This is a genomic window from Anaerotignum faecicola (genome assembly GCA_024460105.1).
Classification (GTDB): domain Bacteria; phylum Bacillota; class Clostridia; order Lachnospirales; family Anaerotignaceae; genus JANFXS01.
Window position 1 is genome coordinate 344,016 of sequence record JANFXS010000001.1, and the last position, 18,403, is coordinate 362,418.

The following is an 18,403-nucleotide window of genomic DNA, read 5'->3' on the forward strand; positions in this document are numbered from 1 at the left end:
AAAACCTCCTATAACCTAAAATCGCTTATATTAAGCTGCACACTGCTCCTGCCAAGATATGTATTAACACCTATGCTGTAAATAATATCGGCTTTCACTCCGTCAAGGCCTTCCAGAACTCTTGCCGTCTTTTCCCTTCCGTAAATTTCGGCACACTGTTTTTCAAAATCCTCAAGGCCTCCGAAGGAAATGCCTTTAATGGAAATTCCAGTTTTTAAGTCTCTGAAACTAATCTGCATTATGTTTTTTTCCTTGCCTACAAGGCGGATCTTTTCGGCAAATACATTTTTTGTTCCGAAAACGGGAGAAGGGTTTGCTTTTCCAAAAGGCGCAAGCTCTGCAAGTTCATCCGCAAGCTTTAAATTTATTTCCGAAAACTCAAGGGCTTTTTCTATATGGATTGACGGGATCATATCCTCTTTCGTAAGGCTGAATTCCAAGTTAAGCCTCCGCCTTAAAATATCAATATTTTCCTTTTTAAGTGAAAGCCCCGCCGCCATAGGATGCCCTCCGAAACGGCAAAAAAGCTCCTTATTCTTTGAAAGCTCCAAAAACATATTATATCCTTCTATGCTCCTTGCCGAACCCTTAGCCATATCTTCGCCCTTTGTAATCACAACGGTCGGTTTATAATATTTTTCCTTTATCCTTCCCGCAACGATGCCAGCTATGCTTTCGTGGATCTCTTCGTCATAAATTACAATAACGTTGTCTTTTCCTATTTCAGTGTTTTCAATAATATCGACAGCCCTCTGGGCCGCCCTTGCAGTTAAAACCTTCCTTTCGGAATTAAGTTCCACAAGCCTTTGCGCAAGCTTTTCCGCCTGCCGCATATCTTCCGTAATAAACAGCTCCACCGACTCGCCCGCGCTTTCAAGCCTGCCCGTCGCATTTACGCATGGCCCGAGTATAAAACCGACATGATATTCGGTTACGGCTCCTTTTTCTATCCCCGCTTTATCAATAAGGGCGCATAATCCGGGATTTTTGCTTTCGTTTATACATTTCAGCCCGTTTTTTGCCATTATCCTGTTTTCGTCAAGCAAATCCACAATATCGCATATAGTCGCCATCGCCGCAAAACCAAGCAGTTCGTCTTTTAATATAAACGGCTCGCCGCATGCTTCAAAAAAAAGCTTTGCAAATTTAAACGCCATGCCCCCGGCACAAAGAGCTTTAAAAGGATACGGGCAGTCCTTCCGCTTGTGATCCACAACTGCCGCCGCACGCGGAAGTATCTCCTTTTCCTCTTCCCCGTCAAATTCAACGGGCGGTTCGTGGTGATCAAGTATAATAAGCGTCATACCGCTGTTTTCGGCGGCTTTTGCTTCCTCAACCGCCGCAATCCCATTATCACAGGCAAATATAACCTTCACGCCGGCATTTTTAAGCTCCCCTATGGAAGAAATATTCATACCGTACCCCTCCTTTTGCCTGTGGGGCACATAATACATAACGTCGGCGCCGAAATGTTTAAGGGTCTTATAAAGTATAACCGAACTCATAACGCCGTCCACATCATAGTCGCCGTAAACGGCTATTTTGTCTCCTGCGTCCACAGCTTTCATTATCAAGTCTACGGCTTTGTCCATATCCTTAAACAGATAACCGTCATACATCATATCTTCATCACAGCTTAAATATTTAACGGCGCTTTCATACGTCCCTATGCCGCGGTTTGCCAATATATTTGCAATTACAGGCGAAATATGAAGGCTTTCGGCCATTTTGCCTATATCCGCCTTATTACGCCTTAAAAGCCATTTCTTCATATAAGCCTCCCGCTTTATTCGTTTGCATAATCATAATAGTCCCTTGGATCTGGCAAGTCTTTCATTTTTTTTGAAAGCAGGTACCATATTGACCCGGAAAGGAATATTGAGGAATATCCGCCGCTTATTATGCCCACCATTATAGGAAGGGCGAATTCCTTAACCGATTCCACGCCTATAAAGTAAAGCGGCGCGATTGCCAAAAGCGTTGTTATGGACGTGTAAAGCGAACGGCGCATTGTCTGCATAACGCTTAAATCCACAACTTTCGGTATGCCCTCTTTTTTTATAAGCTCCTTATTTTCCCTTATCCTGTCAAATATAACTATCGTAGCGTTTATGGAATACCCCACGACAGTAAGCACTGCCGCTATAAACGCATTATTTACGGGTATCCTAAAAACCGCGTAAAAGCCGACCATAATCAAAACGTCATGGAAAAGCGCGATTATAGAGCTTATCCCCATCCTGAAATCGGCGAACCTTATGGATATATACAAAAGCATAACGGCGCATGCAATAGCCAATGCAATAACGGCGGCTTTCTGCATTTCACCGCTTACGGCGCCGCTTATATCGGAAACGCTTAATATGCTTTCTTCCGTCAAACCGAATTTATCCATAATCGCCTTTGACAGCTCAGTTCTTGTTTGTCCGTCCACAGACTGCATTTTTATCGAAACTTGGTTGGTCCCGATTATCTTCTGCACCTGCGGGCTTTTCTGCCCCGTAACGGATTTTATAACTTCCGCCACGTCGTCGTTATTAAATTCTTTGCCTATGTCAACCGTCATAGCCGTACCGCCGGTAAAGTCTATATCAAAATTCAATATACCCTTAGACTGCACGCCGTTTATAACCATTGCTCCTATCCCTACGGCAATGCATATTATGGAAACGGCAAAGAATTTCATCCTGTTTTCAACTATCTGAATATTTTTGATTTTCAAAACCCTTCGCCTCCTTAAACGCTTTTCAATCCGTTTTTGCCGTCTTTGGGAATAAGCCCGTAAAAAGACGGCTTGTCCAGTCCGGCTCCAATCATCGCTTTTAATATCAGCCTTGTTACTACAATGGCCGTAAACATAGAAAGCGCGATACCTATCATAAGCGTCTGTGCAAATCCGCGTATTGTTCCCGTTCCCATAACATAAAGCACAACGGCCGCAATAAACGTTGTTATATTCCCGTCAAGGATTGCCGACAACGCTCTCGAAAATCCTGTTTTGACTGAATTTTTCATATTCTTGCCTGCCTGCATTTCTTCTTTTATTCTTTCAAAAATAATTACGTTGGCGTCTACAGCCATGCCTATTGAAAGTATAATTCCGGCAATTCCCGAAAGGGTCAGCGTAACGTTAAACATGTTAAGGGCAATTACCTCCAAGCCTATATATATGCATAGCGCCCAGTCCGCCGCAAACCCGCATCCGCGGTAAGAAAAAAGCATAAATAAAAGTACAAGCGCAACGCCTATTACGGCGGCTTTAACGCTTGTTGAAACGGCGTCGGCGCCAAGCCTTGCGCCTACGTTATTCATCTCTATAACCGTAAGGTTAAATGGCAGAGAGCCTTCGTTTATCCTTGCCGCCGTTTCCTGCGCTTCCTCATTTGTAAAACCGCCCGTTATGCTTGCCCTTCCGTCCGTAATAACGGAATTCACCATAGGCGCGCTCACTACTTCCCCATCCATTACAATGGCAATCATCTTGCCCAGATTATTTTTTGTAGCCTCGGCAAAAAGCTCTTTGCCTTCTTCTGTAAATTCCAACGCGATATACGGTTCGCTTTGCCCGTTGCTGCCTGCGTCGCCGACTTCCCTCGACGCTTTCTTAACGTCGGCTCCGGTTAAAAGCACATTGCCGTTTTCATCTATAAACTCAAGCTGCGCCGTCTTTCCGAGTTCTTCAACGGCCGTTTCAACGTCGTCTATTCCCGGTATTTCCACACGCACCCTGTTTTCGCCCTGAAGCGACGCTTCCCCTTCCGACCAGCCTTTCCTGTCAAGCCTGCCCTGTATAAGGGATACTGCCTTTTCCATCTCTTCCGGCGTCACATCCTCTTTTTCGGCCTGATATACGATTGAGGCCCCGCCGCTTAAATCAAGGCCCAGCTTTATATTGCCCATGCTTAAAAGCCTTCCCCCGCCTATGCCGAAAACGGCGACGGCGCACAATATTACAGCCGCGGCTAAAAGCAACGCCAACCCTGCTATGCTTTTACCTTTCATAATGTCATTCCTCCTCAAATGCTTTGGCCTTAATCATTATTGCGCATTCAATCCTCTTTTTCTGGAGGTCGCATCCTATTTTATACGGGTTTAAAAGCCCCCCGCCAAGCTGGTAGGCATTGGCCGCACACCCGCCGCTGCAGTAAAATCTTGCCCAGCATTTTTTACATTCTTCTTTTGCATAAACGTTGCAGTTTGAAAATTCTTCCCTCAGCTTTGGCGTTTTAACTCCGTCAAAAACATCTCCCATTTTAAATCCTTCAAGCCCTACAAACTGGTGGCATGGGTAAAGCTCTCCTGAAGGCGTAACGGCAAGGTATTCCGTACCGGCCCCGCATCCTGACAGCCTTTTGGCGACGCATGGTCCTCCGGAAAGGTCAATATTAAAGTGGAAGAAATTGAAATCCCTCTTTCCGCCTTCCTTATGTCTTTCATAAAGCTCAGCGGCAAGCTTTTCATACTCTCTGCATATCGTTTCTATGTCGTCCTCGCGTATTGCGTAAACATCGTCCTCCGTACCCACAACAGGCTCGACGCTTATCTGCTTAAATCCCAAATCGGCCATATGGAGCACGTCTTTGCTGAAATCAAGGTTATTCCTTGTAAACGTCCCCCTTATATAATAATCAGTCTGCCCGCGGCTTTCGGCAAGTTTTTGGAATTTAGGCACTATAATGTCATAACTTCCCTGCCCGCCCGCACGGGGACGCATTTTATCATTAATTTCTTTCCTCCCGTCTAAGCTTATAACAACGTTCTGCATATTTTCATTGATATAATCCATAATTTCGTCATTAAGAAGTATACCGTTAGTAGTTATTGTAAAGCGGAAATTTTTGTTATGAATTTTTTCCTGGCTGCGGCCGTATTCGACAATTTCCTTAACGACTCCGAAATTCATTAAAGGCTCGCCGCCGAAAAAGTCCACTTCTAAATTATGCCTCGAACCTGAATTTTTTATTATAAAATCAATAGCCGCCTTTCCGACTTCCGCGCTCATAAGCTCCCTTTTGCCGTGATACTCGCCTTCTTCTGCAAAGCAGTACACGCATTTAAGGTTGCAGTCGTGGGCTATATGCAGACAGAGCGCTTTAACGACAGGATCCCTTGCGGCAACCATATCCAAAACGTCGACATAGCCGTCCTCCGTAAATATCATGCCTTTGTTTTTAAGTTCTTCTATTTCGCTTAACGCTTCTTTTATTTCATCAGCGCCGTATGTGTCCGAAAATTTTCTGATAATCTCGTCATCGGAACATTTGCCGAATTCGTCGACCAAATCATATACTATTTTATCAACGACATGTACAGCCCCACTTGCTACGTCAATAATAACATTAACGCCGTTCATACTAAACTTATGTATCATCAAAAACTCCCTTTCGTCATATAAGTTTACAGGCAGTATTATAAAACATGCCTTAATTAACATTCACGTTGTCTTTTTTCGGCCGTTTTCCCTATATATAAGCATGCCCAAATTCTTCCGGAATAAATGCCGTGCAGTTATGAAACCCATTATAACTGCATATGCGCCCTCCAACCGGAGATATGGCCCTGTATCCTTAAAAAAGCGGCCTAAAAAATATATAGTAATACGGCGGCCTTCTTTCCGCATACAAATCTAAATTCGGCGTATGTTGCGTTCAAACAATAAAAAGCCCCGATTTCAGCTAAACCGAGGCTACAATAACTGTTCTGCCAATATTAATTTGCCAAAACAAAACGGAAAAAACCGCATAAAAACAAACTTAACGTTTCTTTAATTGTCGTCGCTTCCTCCGAAAACATGCGCCAGCCGCAATATTTTTTATCTGAAGCCGCCGTTAAAAACAACCGAAAAATAATTGCTCCCGGCTTTGGGACAAAGCGGTTTTCTCAGGAAATTACCTGTTTTCGCAGGACTGGTTAGCTACTGTACAGCTAGTTTTGCAGGCTGACTGGCATGAAGTCTGACATTCGCCGCATCCGCCTTTTGCAACTGTGTTTTTAAGCATTGTTGTGTTGAGTGTTTTAACATGTTTCATATTATATTTCCTCCCTATAAAATCCAGTAATAATATTCTTGTAAGATTATACCACAACGCATACTTTTTGGAAAGTATTTTTTGCTTAAAGCGCCGCAATGAAAATCAGCCTTTTATTTGCCGATTCCCAGTATTCCGCCTATTGCTCCGCCGCATACAGCCGCAACAATGCCCGCTCCGCGTCCGATAGTCATTGCAAAATCGGCGGAAGCCGTTATCATAACGGCGAAAATAATTCCGGCGTATATAAGCCCGGCTCCCATTCCCCAGAAAATTCCGCGGCTGGCCGCGTTTTTCGCGGTAATATAACCGGCCGCAAGCGCTGAAACAGCCGTAGTTATAACCGATACCATAGGTATAACGCTCTCAGATACGTCAGTGTATGTAAGAACCGCCGCAAGCGCAATAAATACCGCAAGCGTGATCACGCATCCAACTGCAAGTCCTTTGGCAAGCCCTTTAAAAACTTTTATGTCCTTTTCCTGTGACGCTTCTTCCTTAACCATAAAATCCCTCCTGATCTTAAAAATTATCAACGCCGCTTTTAAGCCGTTAAATTCTGCCGCGTTTAACTTTAATAAGCTTTGTTTTTAACGTCTTTATCCCTTTGGCGCAAAAAACCTCATATAACCGAAATATCTTTCAACATAAGTTTGTTTTTTCGCCATTAACCGCCCGCATATATAAAAATATATGCTCACGGCATTGATAAAATCCATTTATTATGCTTAAATTATATGTGGAGGTAATAAAACCTATGATTAGAGAAAAATATATTGACCTACATTCACATACAACATATTCAGACGGCACGTTCACCCCTCGTGAACTGGTGAAAGAAGCCGCCGCCAAATCCCTTGCCGCCGTTGCCGTTACGGATCACGATACGGTAAACGGCATTTCCCAAGCGCTTGAAGCCGGAAAGGAATTTAACGTTGAAGTTATAAGCGGCATAGAATTTGCCGCATACTATCCGGAGCCGAACGGCGTAGAAATACACATTGTAGGATTGTTTTTAGATCACACGTCCGAAAAACTTATAAAAAAAACAAATGAAATAACGGAAAACAGACGCAGGCGCAATCTTGAAATGGCAGAGAGGCTTACGTCAATGGGGATGCCCGTTTCATATGCCGAACTTACGGAAGAGGCCGGCGGCGACAGCTATTCCCGCACTCATTTTGCAAACATAATGCTTAAAAAGGGATATGTCAAAACTAAACGGGAAGCATTCGGCAAATATATTTCCCACGGAAAACCGGCGTTTGTGCCGCGTATACTGCCCACGCCGAAAGAATGTATCGATATTATAAAAAACAGCGGCGGGGTAAGCATACTGGCCCATCCAACGCTTTACGGCATGAACTATTTACAAATAAAAAACATGGCAAAATGCCTTAAAGATATGGGCCTTTGCGGAATAGAAACGATGTATTCCACCTACAAGCCCGAACAGCAAAGGGAAATAACAAGAATAGCCGAGGCTCTTAATTTGAAAAAAAGCGGCGGCAGTGATTTCCACGGCGCAAACAAGCCCGATATTTCACTGGGTATAGGAAGGGGAAACCTGAGAATTCCCGAAAAATTCTTAACCGAACTAAAAAACGCCCGCCCTTGAATAATAATATTCAACGCCTGCATTACATTCAGTTTGCAAACACACAAGTGGTTGACGGCATAAAGCGCGGCGTCAAAAATATTTTGCCGCCGCGCTTTATGCCTTGCCCTCAATTTGTTTTGCCAAAACCTTCGGATGCCAATGGAAATTTTTTATTTTGGAATATTCCGTCAATCATGTCATAAAAACTTATTTGCGGATCACATCGGCCCGTCAATTTTCCGAAATGAAACGCGGGAGCCTTCTAACAGTTTACAAGAGCGCACACGATTTTAATGGAAGTCAACGGCTCAATATCTCTATTAAAACCGCTTGCCGTAGGATCGGATACGCCGGAGCCCTTTACCTTGATTTTGCGCCGCTGACGCCCATTTAAACCCTTCGGCCCCACAAGGAAAAAATTTTTTGAAGTTCAAGGCTCATACGCGACGGCGCAGCATATCCTCTATGGCAAACGCAGCCACACAGAAATGCGGAAAAAATTTCCTTGTGGGACGTGCGTTCCCTTGCAAACCGAACTGCATAAACAAAAAAACCTTCCCCGCAAAGCGTATATGCCCCTTCAAGACAAAGGCAAGTAAATTTAATACGGCTGTTAAAACCACATTTCTCTTATAGGCAGTAATGTTATTAACATATCGTATTATATCGGCTTCATCATCATTTCTTGTCATCCGCGCTTTAATACAAAATGTACCGCCGCAGTTTAAGCCGAATAAAAATACTCATAACAGACGTATACTCATTAATCGCCTAAACTTATATATTTTAAAACTCTGTTTCCATAACGGTTTGTTCAACAACTGCTTGTTACTTTACAAAAGGGCAAACATAATTTTTGCTTATCCGCAACATCTCAAATATTCAATCAAACTGCCGTTTGTTATACTCCTAAAATATAAAAGCCGTTGTATTTTCCCGCTCCCTCCAGCCATCTAAGCAATTCCATGCAATCTTTTGGGTTTTCCTTTTTTATTTTTTCAATAATTAGAACTGTCTGCTCCGATGAATAATAGTTAATTCCGAGTAAATCAACCGTACCGAATCCACCGTTATTATATGTTCCTTTACTTAATATTTCACTGTAAACTGCAAAAAACTCATCCATGTCGTCGCCGAAAACGTAAAGCGAATCATCTTTCCAGTGTTCAACCGTTTCAACGGAAACAATTTCCTTAATTTCAGCTCCTTGTTTTAATTTACAATACTGAAACTCTATGAAGTCGGAACCGCCAAATTTTCTCCGTTCATTTTGTGATGAAAATGAAATGAACCGCATAATACCGCCTCCGTAAATAAATCCGCGTTCGTATATTCTCCGAAATAAACCGTACCTTTATACCTTTGGCTTTATAAAGCCCGCTCAAAAATAAAAAGCGTATAATCGCTTTCACCGCCAATTATACGCCTTTCTGTTTTCAATTAACTATTTGGCGTTCAAATATTTGTAAATCTCGGCTTTATCCAAAGCATATCCGATTACAATAAATATAATCAAGCCTCCGGCGCCCTGTACAACATTTGCGGGAACCGATGCAAGGGAAACGGCAAAGCTCCCTTTAATCGCCGCCCCGCCCAAAAAGTATCCGAAAACCATCCACGCAACGCCCAAAAACGACGCCGCCATATTCCTTAATGAGAAAAACTTTCCCCTTCCGCCGTTATAATCCGAAACGCGGCCTATTATATATCCCATAACGCCTTTTATAACGAGAGTAAAGGGAGCCCAATGGGCATATCCGCCAAGGCAGTCTGCAAGCGCGCTTCCTATGCCGCCGGCCGCAAGTCCGTATCCGCTGCCGAAAAATACGCTGCATATAAGTATAACGCTGTCGCCAAGATGAACGTACCCGCTGGTTGCCGGAATAGGAATTGTAATGGCCATCGTAGCCGCGCATACAAGCGCAATTAAAAGCGCTTTAATACAAAGTTCTTTTGTCGTTGTATTTTTCATATTATCAACTCCCGCATATTCATTGATAAAATAATACCACAACGCCAAGCCCCGCACTATATTCTGTATAAAACAACCTCATATTGTACCCATACAATTATATAAAGAATTCGTTTTCCTTCCTTGCCGAGCATACTTCCCTGAGCTTATTTTGTACTGCCGAAAGCACATCTTTATTTAAAGCCCTCGCACTTTCGGGACAGACTTTTGTACATCTCATGCAGGAAATACATTTTTCTTTTTCCGTTATGCTCGGATTGTCGAACGGTATAGCTTTTACAGGACATTCATTTGCACATATTCCGCACTTTACGCACTCTTTTCCTGTTTCGGGCGCAAGATGTATAACGCCGTAAGGCTTATACGGCCTGTTTCCCGGCACGTCTATGCTTACAGGGCTTTTCATCGTCTTTAATTTTTCCAGTAAATCATCCGCAAATTTTTTAATCGAAATTTCATCGCATCCGTCGGGCCTGCCTGTACCGTAAATATGCATTATTGAATGTTCTGCAACTAACGCCGCCGCGGATACGGTAACAAACCCTTTATCTTCAAGAATATCTTTCAATTCGGCAAGGGTATCTTCATACGCCCTGTTTCCGTAAACCGCTGTTGCACACGCCGGCGTATTGTGTCCTTTTAAAAGCATGAACCGTTTTTTTGCTTCATCAGGCACCCTTCCGCCAAATGAAGGAGCTGCAAAAATAACAAAGTCATCCTCGCTGAAAGTTCTCTCAACAGCGTCCACCGTTATATCTATGTACTCCACATCAACGCCAATTCCCGCGCCTAAAATTTCAGCCGCCTTTTTCGTTCCGCCGGTTGGGCTGAAATAAACCGCATATGCTTTTTTAATATCCATAAAACGCCGCCCTTTCTTTTAAACAAACTTAGAATCCCAAATACAACAAAAAAGGCATGGAACAATCCATACCTTTAATGGGAGTTACAGGGCTCGAACCTGTGACATCTTGCTTGTAAGGCAAGCGCTCTCCCAGCTGAGCTAAACTCCCATGGGAGATATTAATTTTTAACTGACCCGTAAGGGAATCGAACCCTTGTTTCAGCCGTGAGAGGGCCGCGTCTTGACCGCTTGACCAACGGGCCTTAAAGGCAAATAGCGGAGAAGGGATTTGAACCCCTGACACCGCGGGTATGAACCGCGTGCTCTAGCCAACTGAGCTACTCCGCCAAATCAGTTACTAGCATATTATACCATTATACAAAAAAATGTCAACACTTTTTTTAATATGCAGACCATATACCGCAAAATTATCCGGCGGAAATCAAAATATCGTTGTGTTCCGCCCGCACATCTATATCGAAATCATCATAATGCCCAGCCCCCATAGCTTTATCAGAATCATCACAATGCCCGGCCTTCATAGCTTTATCGAATATGGCGGCAATATAAAAAGGCATGCCGGATTTTGAAGGCACGCCCGCTGTTTATTCTTCGCGTTCTTTAAAAACAACTTCGTCGGGCATAACAAGCCCAAGCTGCTCCCTTGCAATCTTTTCTATGTAAGCGTCGCTTGTATAATATTCTTCTTCGTTTGTAAGCTTAATATTTTCCTGCCGGGCGGTTTCAACCTGCGCTTCGAGGCGTTCGCCCCGTTCCGTCAGCTCTTTAAGCACAGTCCTCCTGTATGTAACGCCGGCTCCTACCGCAATAACAAATGCCAACAGAAAATATATCCCGAATTTATGCGTATATGATTTTTTATTTTTAGGTTTCTGTGTTTTCTTCATGTTTTTTCCCGCCGCGCCTTTTTACCGCAAAAGCAGACATATTGCGCCCAATCCTTTTTGAGTATATTTTTACATATAATTTAAGTAAATGCAATATTTTTTTATAAAATTTCTTCAGCAAATTTTCCGCTTTTCTGCACGGCGTTCTGAAAATTTTATATAATAACTTAAAAGGCGTCAAAATTATCTCTATAAAAAGTGAAATTACCCATTTTACCGCGTTCACGATAGCTTCCGAAAACATAAGAAAAAACCTGCTTATTGCAGAAAAATATAAAACCATCCCTAAAAACACGCCGCCGATACAGAATCCGCGTATTTCTCCGAAACTTTCATTTAAAAGCACAATAAATACGGCCGCCACAACCCAAATCCAGTATAACGCGTCCTCTATCTGCACAAAAATCTTTTTGTGTTTAACGGCATATCTCAGCACTTTAATCAGATCATACGAGAAAGCCGTTATAAATCCCATAGCGACAGTCGTTAAAAAAAGCCTTGCCTGAAACGAAAGCGAAAGTATCATTCAAAGCACCCTCTTTATTTGAATATACGGCCCAATATACCGCCGGCGCTTTTTGAAAACGCGCCTTCCTCGCCGTATTCAAGGCTGTCAACAGCGCCCGTAATATCAAGCTCGCCCTGGTCAAGGTTCAGCTTTTCAACATGAAGCCCTTCCCCTTTTACAATTATTGTTCCCATGTTCGTTTCACAAACAATGCTTTCCTCATCAAAACTTATTACCTCCGTAACGCCGTCTATTGCAACGCGCCCACGTTCTTCTATAAGCACTTTGTGGCCGCCAAGCCTGCCTTCCGCCATAAATATACCTCCAAAACATGTTTATACAAATATATGCGTATGTTTTAGGAAAATGATTGCCGGACATGTATGTCGTTCCACAATTCTTTCAATCATGAAACATATATTTGTATCAAAACAGACCCTTAAGTTTAAAAATCATAAACAAACCGCGGCCAAACCGACTCGGCATATTTAATACCATACGTTCAGCAAATCTCCTTCGGACTTATGCCCTTGTTTTAAACAATATAAAAAATTGAGTTTATTTCATTCATTCCGAAAATATGTTTTTAAACGCCGAAGTCCCCGCGGCGTCGGCCTTTGGGGACTTCAAAATGTATTTTTTATTCTTCCTTGAAAGTTATAAGAAGTTCTTCCTGAGAAACCCTTTCTCCTTCTTTTACATAAATTTTGTCTACTATGCCGTTTCGCATGGAAACTATGGACGTTTCCATCTTCATGGCCTCAACTGTCATAAGCACGCTATTCTTTTCAACCTTGTCGCCTTCTTTTACAAGTATCTTTCCGACAGTTCCCGGTATAGGCGAACCGATCTGATGCGGATTTCCTTTTTCCGCGTTAAGCTTTTTGTCAGTATTGACCTCAAGCTTCTTATCCTGTACGGAAATTTCACGCATAATGCCGTTGATTTCAAACGTAAGGGCGCGGACGCCGTTTTCATTAGGCTCTCCCATATCCACATATTTAATTATAAGATCCTTGCCCTCGCCGAGTTTAAGCGTCGTTTCCTCACCTTTTCTGAGGCCGAAGAAAAATACATGGCTTTCAAGCCTTGAAACGTCGTTATAATATTCAAGGTGGCGGCAGTAGTCGTCGTAAACCTTAGGATAGAGAGCATAACTTAATACGTTCCTGTCGTTAATCTTTTTGCCCGGCACGTTAATAATTTCGCCCAAATGCTCCCTAATTTCATCAAAGTTTGCCGGCGGAATACTTTTTCCAGCTCTTTCTGTCAAAGGTTCCTGCCCTTTAAGCACAATTTTCTGAAGCTCCTTAGGGAAACCGCCGTCCGGCTGTCCGACCATTCCCATAAAGTAGTCAACTACCGAGTCCGGATATGAAAGTTCTTTTCCATCGGTCAGTATATTGGATTTTGTCAGATTATTTTTAGACATAAAGATTGCAAGATCGCCTACAATTTTAGCTGTCGGCGTAACCTTAATAATGTTGCCCAGAAGTTCGTTGGCCTGTTTATAAAGCTCTTTGATTTCCTCAAAGTTGTCCTCGGAGCCCATTTCTTTAACCTGCGCGAGAAGGTTTGAATACTGCCCTCCCGGAATTTCATATTTATATATCTCGGTATTAGGCGTTTTCATAGGACTTTCAAAGCCTGCATAAATTTTTCTTACACTTCCGTAATATCTGCTCAGCCGAGCAAGATCCTCGGGATTAAGGCCGGTATCGCGTTCCGTCCCCCTCAAGGCTTCAACAACGGAATTCATTGAAGGCTGGCTTGTAAGGCTCGCCATAGCTTCTATCGCCGTATCGACAACGTCAACGCCCGCTTCCGCCGCCATAAGTATAGTACTTACGCCGTTTCCTGTGGAATCGTGCGTGTGGAGATGCACCGGTATTTTAAGTTCGCTTTTAAGGGCCGTAATAAGTTCTTTTGCCGCGTACGGTTTGAGAAGCCCGGCCATGTCCTTAATTGCAAACATATGGCAGCCGAGAGCTTCAAGCTCTTTTGCTTTATTAACATAATAATCCACAGTATATTTTGTTTCGTTAGGATCAAGCACGTTGCCCGTATAGCATATCGCGCCTTCAACTATCTTGCCTGTTTTAAGCGCTTCTTCGATAGGCATTTTCATATTCTCAATCCAGTTAAGGCTGTCGAAAATCCTGAAAACGTCAACGCCCCTTTCAGAAGCAACTTTTATGAAGTTTGCAACGACGTTATCCGGATAATTGCTGTACCCAACGGCATTTGACGCCCTGAGAAGCATTTGTATAAGCGTATTCGGCATCGCTTTTCTAAGCTGTTCAAGCCTCACCCACGGGCTTTCTTTCAGGAACCTGTATGCAACGTCGAAAGTAGCTCCTCCCCAGGCTTCAACCGAAAATGCGTTCTGCATGATTTCGTTTGTAGCGGGAGCGGCTTTCATAAGGTCTATTGTCCTCATGCGGGTCGCCATAAGCGATTGGTGTGCGTCGCGCATTGACGTATCCGTTATATAAAGCTTTTTATCGCCCAAAATTTTCTGCGTAAATCCGGCGGCGCCGAGTTTAAGAAATTCATCCCTTGCCCCGTAATGTTTTTGGTCTTTAACGGCAGGCGATACCGCGCTCATTAACACAGGCTTATCTCCGTTTGTTTCGTTTACAATCCTGTTGCCGATAAATTCCGCAATTCTTGTCGCCCTGTCCCTTCCGATGGAAATCTGGAAAAGCTCCGGCGTGTTTCCGATAAATGTAGTGGTACATTCGCCCTTAATAAACGTTTCATTCTGCAATACGTTTATAAGGAAAGGTATGTTTGTTTTAACGCCGCGCACGCGGGTTTCTTTAAGAGCTCGCACGCCTTTGCGCACTGCCGAGTCAAATGTCCTTCCCGAGGCTATTATCTTAACAAGAAGGCTATCGTAGTAAGGCGTAACTTCCGCTCCCGTATACGCCGTGCCGCCGTCAAGACGAATACCGTTTCCGGCTCCCGAACGGTATACGACAATTTTTCCCGTATCCGGAAGGAAATTATTCGACGGATCCTCCGTCGTTACCCTCATCTGTATTGCATAACCGCTGCATTTAACATCGTCCTGTGATTTAATGTTAATTTCAGGGGAATTAAGCGGGTACCCTTCTTCAATAAGTATCTGCGCCTGTACAATATCTATCCCCGTAATCATTTCGGTAACGGTATGTTCAACCTGTATACGCGGATTCATTTCTATAAAATAATAATTTTGATCCGCATCAACAAGGAATTCAAGAGTCCCGGCATTTTTATATCCCACATGCTTTGCAAGCCTTACGGCGTCTGCAAAAATCTTCTGCCTTACTTCTTCCCTTATAGTAAAAGCGGGGCCGTATTCCACCACTTTCTGATGGCGGCGCTGAACGGAACAGTCCCTGTCATAAAGGTGGACAATATTGCCGTATTTATCTCCGAGTATCTGAACCTCAATATGCTTAGGGCTTTTAAGATATTTTTCAATAAAAATCTTATCGTCGCCAAAAGCTTTTTTGGCTTCGTTAACGGCTTCGGAAAACTCCTTAGGCATTTCTTCTTCGCTGTTTACAATCCTCATGCCGCGTCCGCCGCCGCCGTTGGAAGCTTTAAGCATAACCGGATAGCCGACTTTGCGGGCTATCTCCAAAACTTCTTCAACGCTTTTAATCGCATGATCCACGCCCGGTATAATAGGCACGCCACATTCGATAGCGATTTTCTTCGATGAGATTTTATCGCCCATAGCGTTCATCGTTTCAACGTCCGGGCCTATAAATGCTATTCCGTTGCGCCTGCACGCTTTGACAAAGTCCGGATTTTCCGAAAGGAAACCGTAGCCCGGGTGTATAGCGTCAACGCCTTTGTCTTTTGCAATCTTAATTATTTTCCTGATATCAAGATACGCGTCTACCGGCCCGGCTTCAGGATCAAGTTCATAAGATTCGTCCGTTTTTGTCCTAAACAGCGAATACCTGTCTTCTTTAGAGAAAATACCAACGGTTTGTATGCCGAGCTCGCTTAAAGCCCTGTAAACTCGTATGGCGATCTCGCCCCTGTTGGCAACGAGGACTTTTTTAAATTTCCTGATGTTTACTTCGCTCAATTTGTTTCCCCCTATCAGATTATTTTCAAAAACACATGTGTTATATGTGCAGTACACACTTTGCATAGGAGCGTTGTTAAACGCCGTTTATTATAAGCGGCAAGCCTGCTTATAAAAGCAACTGTATTAATTATATTATAGCCTTGAATATTAGTAAACTATATTTTATTTACACCTGATATAAGTAATACTTATATCTTGTTTATTTTTCATATATTTTTTCATCAATTCCCAAAAACTTCGCTAATAACATCCATTACATATCGGCTTTGCTTTATTTCAATTTTACAATCTGTTTTGGGCTTTGAGCTCCCCGCCGCCGTATAAACTTTTTTAAATCCCATTCGCGCAAGTTCCTTTATCCGTTGATCCTGCCCCGGAACTTTTTTCAGCTCGCCCGTAAGCCCTACGTCGGCGATAAACGCCGACGAGCCGTTTATAGGCTTATTAAAAACCGACGAAGCTATACACATAATAACGGCAAGATTTGACGCCGGCTCTTTAAGCTTAAGCCCTCCCGCCGTTTTGATTACGACGTTTTTATCAAAGAGATTAATCTTGCACCTTTGTTCCAATATTGAAATAAGCGTATTAAGCTGTTCGCGCCTTAAAGCCTCGCCTATGCGCGACGGATAAGGCGTATAACTGCGGCTGACAAGGCTTTCTATTTCAGCTATAACAGGCCTGCTGCCTTCTCGTACTACAGTTATGGCGCTCCCCGAAACTTCCTGGCCCTCTTCCCTTTTTGTGACAAAAAATTCAGATGGGTTGTCAATGGAAATAAGCCCCTTTTCTGTCATAGAGAAAAATCCCATTTCGCCCGTGCTTCCGAACCGGTTTTTGGTGGCGACTATGCTCCTCAATTCTTCATCGTTGTCGCCGTCAAGTATCAAAACCGTGTCTGCAAGATGCTCCAACGCCCTAAGCCCCGCAAGTTCGTCATTTTTATTCATCTGCCCTATTATAATTACGGCCGTGCTTTTGCCGCCCCCTTTTGCAAGGCGCACAAGTTCCCCGGCGCACTCCATTGTCTGCGTTGGGTTTCCTGCCCTTGAAGGAAGAAACGCATTTAACGCAAATGTTTGTATGCTGTCCACAACGATAAGATCCGTCTTTATTTCTTCCGCGGCCGTAAGCACATTGTCCAAGCATGTATCTGAAATAATATAAATATTTTCGTTTATATTATCCAATATCCTGTCAGCCCGCCCTTTTATCTGGCTCTCGCTTTCTTCCCCGCTGGCATAAAGCACTTTAAATCCTTTATCCGCTATATCGTTGCATACGGCCAACGAAAGGGTGCTTTTCCCCACTCCGGGCGGAGACGAAATTATTGTAACGGAATCCCTGACTATACCGCCGCCCACAACCCTGTTAAACTCGTTAATCGAAGTTACAATTCTTTGGCTGGAATTTGTTTCGACATTTTTAAGGCGAGTAAAGCTTGCGCCTGTCCTTGAACCTGTCTGTATCGCCGAAGTCTTTATGCCTGTTTTTCCGCTTGTTTCAATCTTTTCTTCAAATGTATTATATTCGCCGCACTTGTGGCAGACGCCCATCCAACGGGCCGATTTATTTCCGCAGTTGGAACATACATAAATCTTCTTATCTTTCATACGATAAACCCCCGCTTAAAAAATCAAAGCCCCCGTTAAAGCTCGGGGGCTGAAATGTTCATCTCTGTGAAAATCCTTAAAATACTGACGGCGTTTTAAATTCTTAACTTAGCTTATGTGAAAAGAGTTCCAATTCAAAATCCAAAATTCCACCGCCGAACCTCATTGATGAGGAAACGTTTCCGCAAGCCATAAAAACGCCTACTCTGTGCCGGTGCCGAAAATAAAGCGCGCATAAAAACACCTTCTCCTAAACGGACTTCCGCTTAAAATAACGGCGGCGGTTAAAGAATTTAAGCGCGGAAAACGCCGCCTGATGCCACAAAACCGCACTTTTCACACCGCAACAAGCTTTCTTATAACCGTTTAAAACATTCAGTTGGCTTTTTCAAGCACAACGTTCTTTTCTCCGTTTTTAACGTCTACGCTGAAATTAACTTTTCCCGAAAGGTTGCCGCATACGCTGCCGACTATGAAATCATCAACTATAACCCTGTATTCCGTATTCGGTTCAAGCTCCATTATAACATGTATGTCGTCTTTTCCCTCAATAGAGAAGGAAACTTTTTTCCCGTCCATATAAAGGTTATGTATCGCCGCGCCCGGAACAGCCTCCAAAAGTAATTTGCTGTTTTTTTCCAGTCTTGTAATCTCGCTATATGTTTTAACGTAGTATAAATCGCCGTTCACTTCAAAATCAACAACTTTTTTCTTGCTGTCTGTAAGGAAGTTCCCAAAGCTTATAGTGCCGTCTTTTTCAACTCTGATAAATTCTTCTATAACTGACATTTAAAGTGCCTCCCTGTTATTATTAATGCAAAAAACATTACTTTGTT

General features: G+C 43.2%; 17 protein-coding genes and 3 tRNA genes. 1 reads left to right on the plus strand and 19 read right to left on the minus strand.

Annotated features, from left to right (window positions below; genetic code table 11):
• Nucleotides 1–8: 8 nt before the first annotated feature.
• The 6 genes from recJ to NE664_01570 form a co-directional block, all read right to left on the minus strand.
• Entirely contained in the window at nucleotides 9–1,772 is a 1,764-nt protein-coding gene (gene recJ, locus NE664_01545; protein MCQ4725347.1) for a single-stranded-DNA-specific exonuclease RecJ, read from the minus strand.
• A 14-nt stretch (nucleotides 1,773–1,786) separates the two neighbouring features.
• Complete coding sequence (gene secF, locus NE664_01550; GenBank protein ID MCQ4725348.1) at nucleotides 1,787–2,722, minus strand: protein translocase subunit SecF; 936 nt, start codon at nucleotides 2,720–2,722, stop codon at nucleotides 1,787–1,789.
• Between the two features lie 14 nt (nucleotides 2,723–2,736).
• A complete protein-coding gene (gene secD, locus NE664_01555) occupies nucleotides 2,737–4,002 on the minus strand; it encodes a protein translocase subunit SecD (protein ID MCQ4725349.1) in 1,266 nt (421 codons plus the stop codon).
• 4 nt (nucleotides 4,003–4,006) lie between these two features.
• On the minus strand, nucleotides 4,007–5,371 hold the full coding sequence (gene scfB, locus NE664_01560) for a thioether cross-link-forming SCIFF peptide maturase (protein MCQ4725350.1): 1,365 nt from the start codon (nucleotides 5,369–5,371) through the stop codon (nucleotides 4,007–4,009).
• Nucleotides 5,372–5,888: 517 nt separating this feature from the next.
• Nucleotides 5,889–6,029 carry a six-cysteine ranthipeptide SCIFF gene (gene scfA, locus NE664_01565; protein MCQ4725351.1) on the minus strand — a complete coding sequence of 47 codons (141 nt, stop codon included), beginning with the start codon at nucleotides 6,027–6,029 and terminating at the stop codon, nucleotides 5,889–5,891.
• Nucleotides 6,030–6,142: 113 nt separating this feature from the next.
• Complete coding sequence (locus tag NE664_01570) at nucleotides 6,143–6,535, minus strand: TIGR04086 family membrane protein (GenBank protein MCQ4725352.1); 393 nt, start codon at nucleotides 6,533–6,535, stop codon at nucleotides 6,143–6,145.
• A 251-nt stretch (nucleotides 6,536–6,786) separates the two neighbouring features.
• Here NE664_01570 and NE664_01575 point away from each other — a divergent pair, with 251 nt between their 5' ends.
• Complete coding sequence (locus NE664_01575; GenBank protein ID MCQ4725353.1) at nucleotides 6,787–7,647, plus strand: PHP domain-containing protein; 861 nt, start codon at nucleotides 6,787–6,789, stop codon at nucleotides 7,645–7,647.
• Nucleotides 7,648–8,530: 883 nt separating this feature from the next.
• Here NE664_01575 and NE664_01580 read toward each other — a convergent pair.
• The 13 genes from NE664_01580 to NE664_01640 form a co-directional block, all read right to left on the minus strand.
• Nucleotides 8,531–8,926 (minus strand): hypothetical protein, encoded by a 396-nt coding sequence (locus tag NE664_01580; GenBank protein MCQ4725354.1) that lies wholly within the window; start codon nucleotides 8,924–8,926, stop codon nucleotides 8,531–8,533.
• Nucleotides 8,927–9,073: 147 nt separating this feature from the next.
• Nucleotides 9,074–9,601, minus strand: coding sequence for an ECF transporter S component (locus NE664_01585; protein MCQ4725355.1), 528 nt, complete (start codon nucleotides 9,599–9,601; stop codon nucleotides 9,074–9,076).
• A 97-nt stretch (nucleotides 9,602–9,698) separates the two neighbouring features.
• Nucleotides 9,699–10,463: a 4Fe-4S binding protein gene (locus NE664_01590; GenBank protein MCQ4725356.1), complete on the minus strand. Its 765-nt coding sequence runs from the start codon at nucleotides 10,461–10,463 to the stop codon at nucleotides 9,699–9,701.
• Nucleotides 10,464–10,541: 78 nt separating this feature from the next.
• Nucleotides 10,542–10,614: transfer RNA gene (locus NE664_01595), tRNA-Val, on the minus strand.
• A 22-nt stretch (nucleotides 10,615–10,636) separates the two neighbouring features.
• Nucleotides 10,637–10,708 (minus strand) — tRNA-Glu (locus NE664_01600).
• A gap of 11 nt (nucleotides 10,709–10,719) precedes the next feature.
• Nucleotides 10,720–10,793 (minus strand) — tRNA-Met (locus tag NE664_01605).
• Nucleotides 10,794–10,873: 80 nt separating this feature from the next.
• A complete protein-coding gene (locus NE664_01610; protein MCQ4725357.1) occupies nucleotides 10,874–11,041 on the minus strand; it encodes a hypothetical protein in 168 nt (55 codons plus the stop codon).
• 9 nt (nucleotides 11,042–11,050) lie between these two features.
• Nucleotides 11,051–11,353, minus strand: a complete 303-nt coding sequence (locus NE664_01615) for a septum formation initiator family protein (protein MCQ4725358.1) — start codon at nucleotides 11,351–11,353, stop codon at nucleotides 11,051–11,053.
• Nucleotides 11,331–11,879, minus strand: a complete 549-nt coding sequence (locus tag NE664_01620; protein MCQ4725359.1) for a spore cortex biosynthesis protein YabQ — start codon at nucleotides 11,877–11,879, stop codon at nucleotides 11,331–11,333. Before NE664_01620 ends, NE664_01615 begins: the two co-directional genes overlap by 23 nt.
• 14 nt (nucleotides 11,880–11,893) lie before the next feature.
• Nucleotides 11,894–12,175, minus strand: coding sequence for a sporulation protein YabP (gene yabP, locus NE664_01625; protein MCQ4725360.1), 282 nt, complete (start codon nucleotides 12,173–12,175; stop codon nucleotides 11,894–11,896).
• A gap of 326 nt (nucleotides 12,176–12,501) precedes the next feature.
• The gene (locus NE664_01630; GenBank protein MCQ4725361.1) at nucleotides 12,502–15,951 is read right to left on the minus strand and encodes a pyruvate carboxylase; all 3,450 of its coding nucleotides are present in this window, start codon (nucleotides 15,949–15,951) and stop codon (nucleotides 12,502–12,504) included.
• Nucleotides 15,952–16,175: 224 nt separating this feature from the next.
• A complete protein-coding gene (gene radA / locus NE664_01635) occupies nucleotides 16,176–17,567 on the minus strand; it encodes a DNA repair protein RadA (protein ID MCQ4725362.1) in 1,392 nt (463 codons plus the stop codon).
• A 375-nt stretch (nucleotides 17,568–17,942) separates the two neighbouring features.
• Entirely contained in the window at nucleotides 17,943–18,356 is a 414-nt protein-coding gene (locus NE664_01640) for an endosialidase (protein MCQ4725363.1), read from the minus strand.
• Nucleotides 18,357–18,403 lie beyond the last annotated feature (47 nt).

Bases quoted from the DNA above. Each gene is read 5' to 3' on its own strand.
- recJ (MCQ4725347.1), bottom strand. From the start codon at position 1,772: ATGAAGAAATGGCTTTTAAGGCGTAATAAGGCGGATATAGGCAAAATG.
- secD (MCQ4725349.1), bottom strand. From the start codon at position 4,002: ATGAAAGGTAAAAGCATAGCAGGGTTGGCGTTGCTTTTAGCCGCGGCT.
- scfB (MCQ4725350.1), bottom strand. From the start codon at position 5,371: ATGATACATAAGTTTAGTATGAACGGCGTTAATGTTATTATTGACGTA.
- scfA (MCQ4725351.1), bottom strand. From the start codon at position 6,029: ATGAAACATGTTAAAACACTCAACACAACAATGCTTAAAAACACAGTT.
- NE664_01570 (MCQ4725352.1), bottom strand. From the start codon at position 6,535: ATGGTTAAGGAAGAAGCGTCACAGGAAAAGGACATAAAAGTTTTTAAA.
- NE664_01575 (MCQ4725353.1), top strand. From the start codon at position 6,787: ATGATTAGAGAAAAATATATTGACCTACATTCACATACAACATATTCA.
- NE664_01580 (MCQ4725354.1), bottom strand. From the start codon at position 8,926: ATGCGGTTCATTTCATTTTCATCACAAAATGAACGGAGAAAATTTGGC.
- NE664_01585 (MCQ4725355.1), bottom strand. From the start codon at position 9,601: ATGAAAAATACAACGACAAAAGAACTTTGTATTAAAGCGCTTTTAATT.
- NE664_01590 (MCQ4725356.1), bottom strand. From the start codon at position 10,463: ATGGATATTAAAAAAGCATATGCGGTTTATTTCAGCCCAACCGGCGGA.
- NE664_01615 (MCQ4725358.1), bottom strand. From the start codon at position 11,353: ATGAAGAAAACACAGAAACCTAAAAATAAAAAATCATATACGCATAAA.
- NE664_01620 (MCQ4725359.1), bottom strand. From the start codon at position 11,879: ATGATACTTTCGCTTTCGTTTCAGGCAAGGCTTTTTTTAACGACTGTC.
- yabP (MCQ4725360.1), bottom strand. From the start codon at position 12,175: ATGGCGGAAGGCAGGCTTGGCGGCCACAAAGTGCTTATAGAAGAACGT.
- radA (MCQ4725362.1), bottom strand. From the start codon at position 17,567: ATGAAAGATAAGAAGATTTATGTATGTTCCAACTGCGGAAATAAATCG.
- NE664_01640 (MCQ4725363.1), bottom strand. From the start codon at position 18,356: ATGTCAGTTATAGAAGAATTTATCAGAGTTGAAAAAGACGGCACTATA.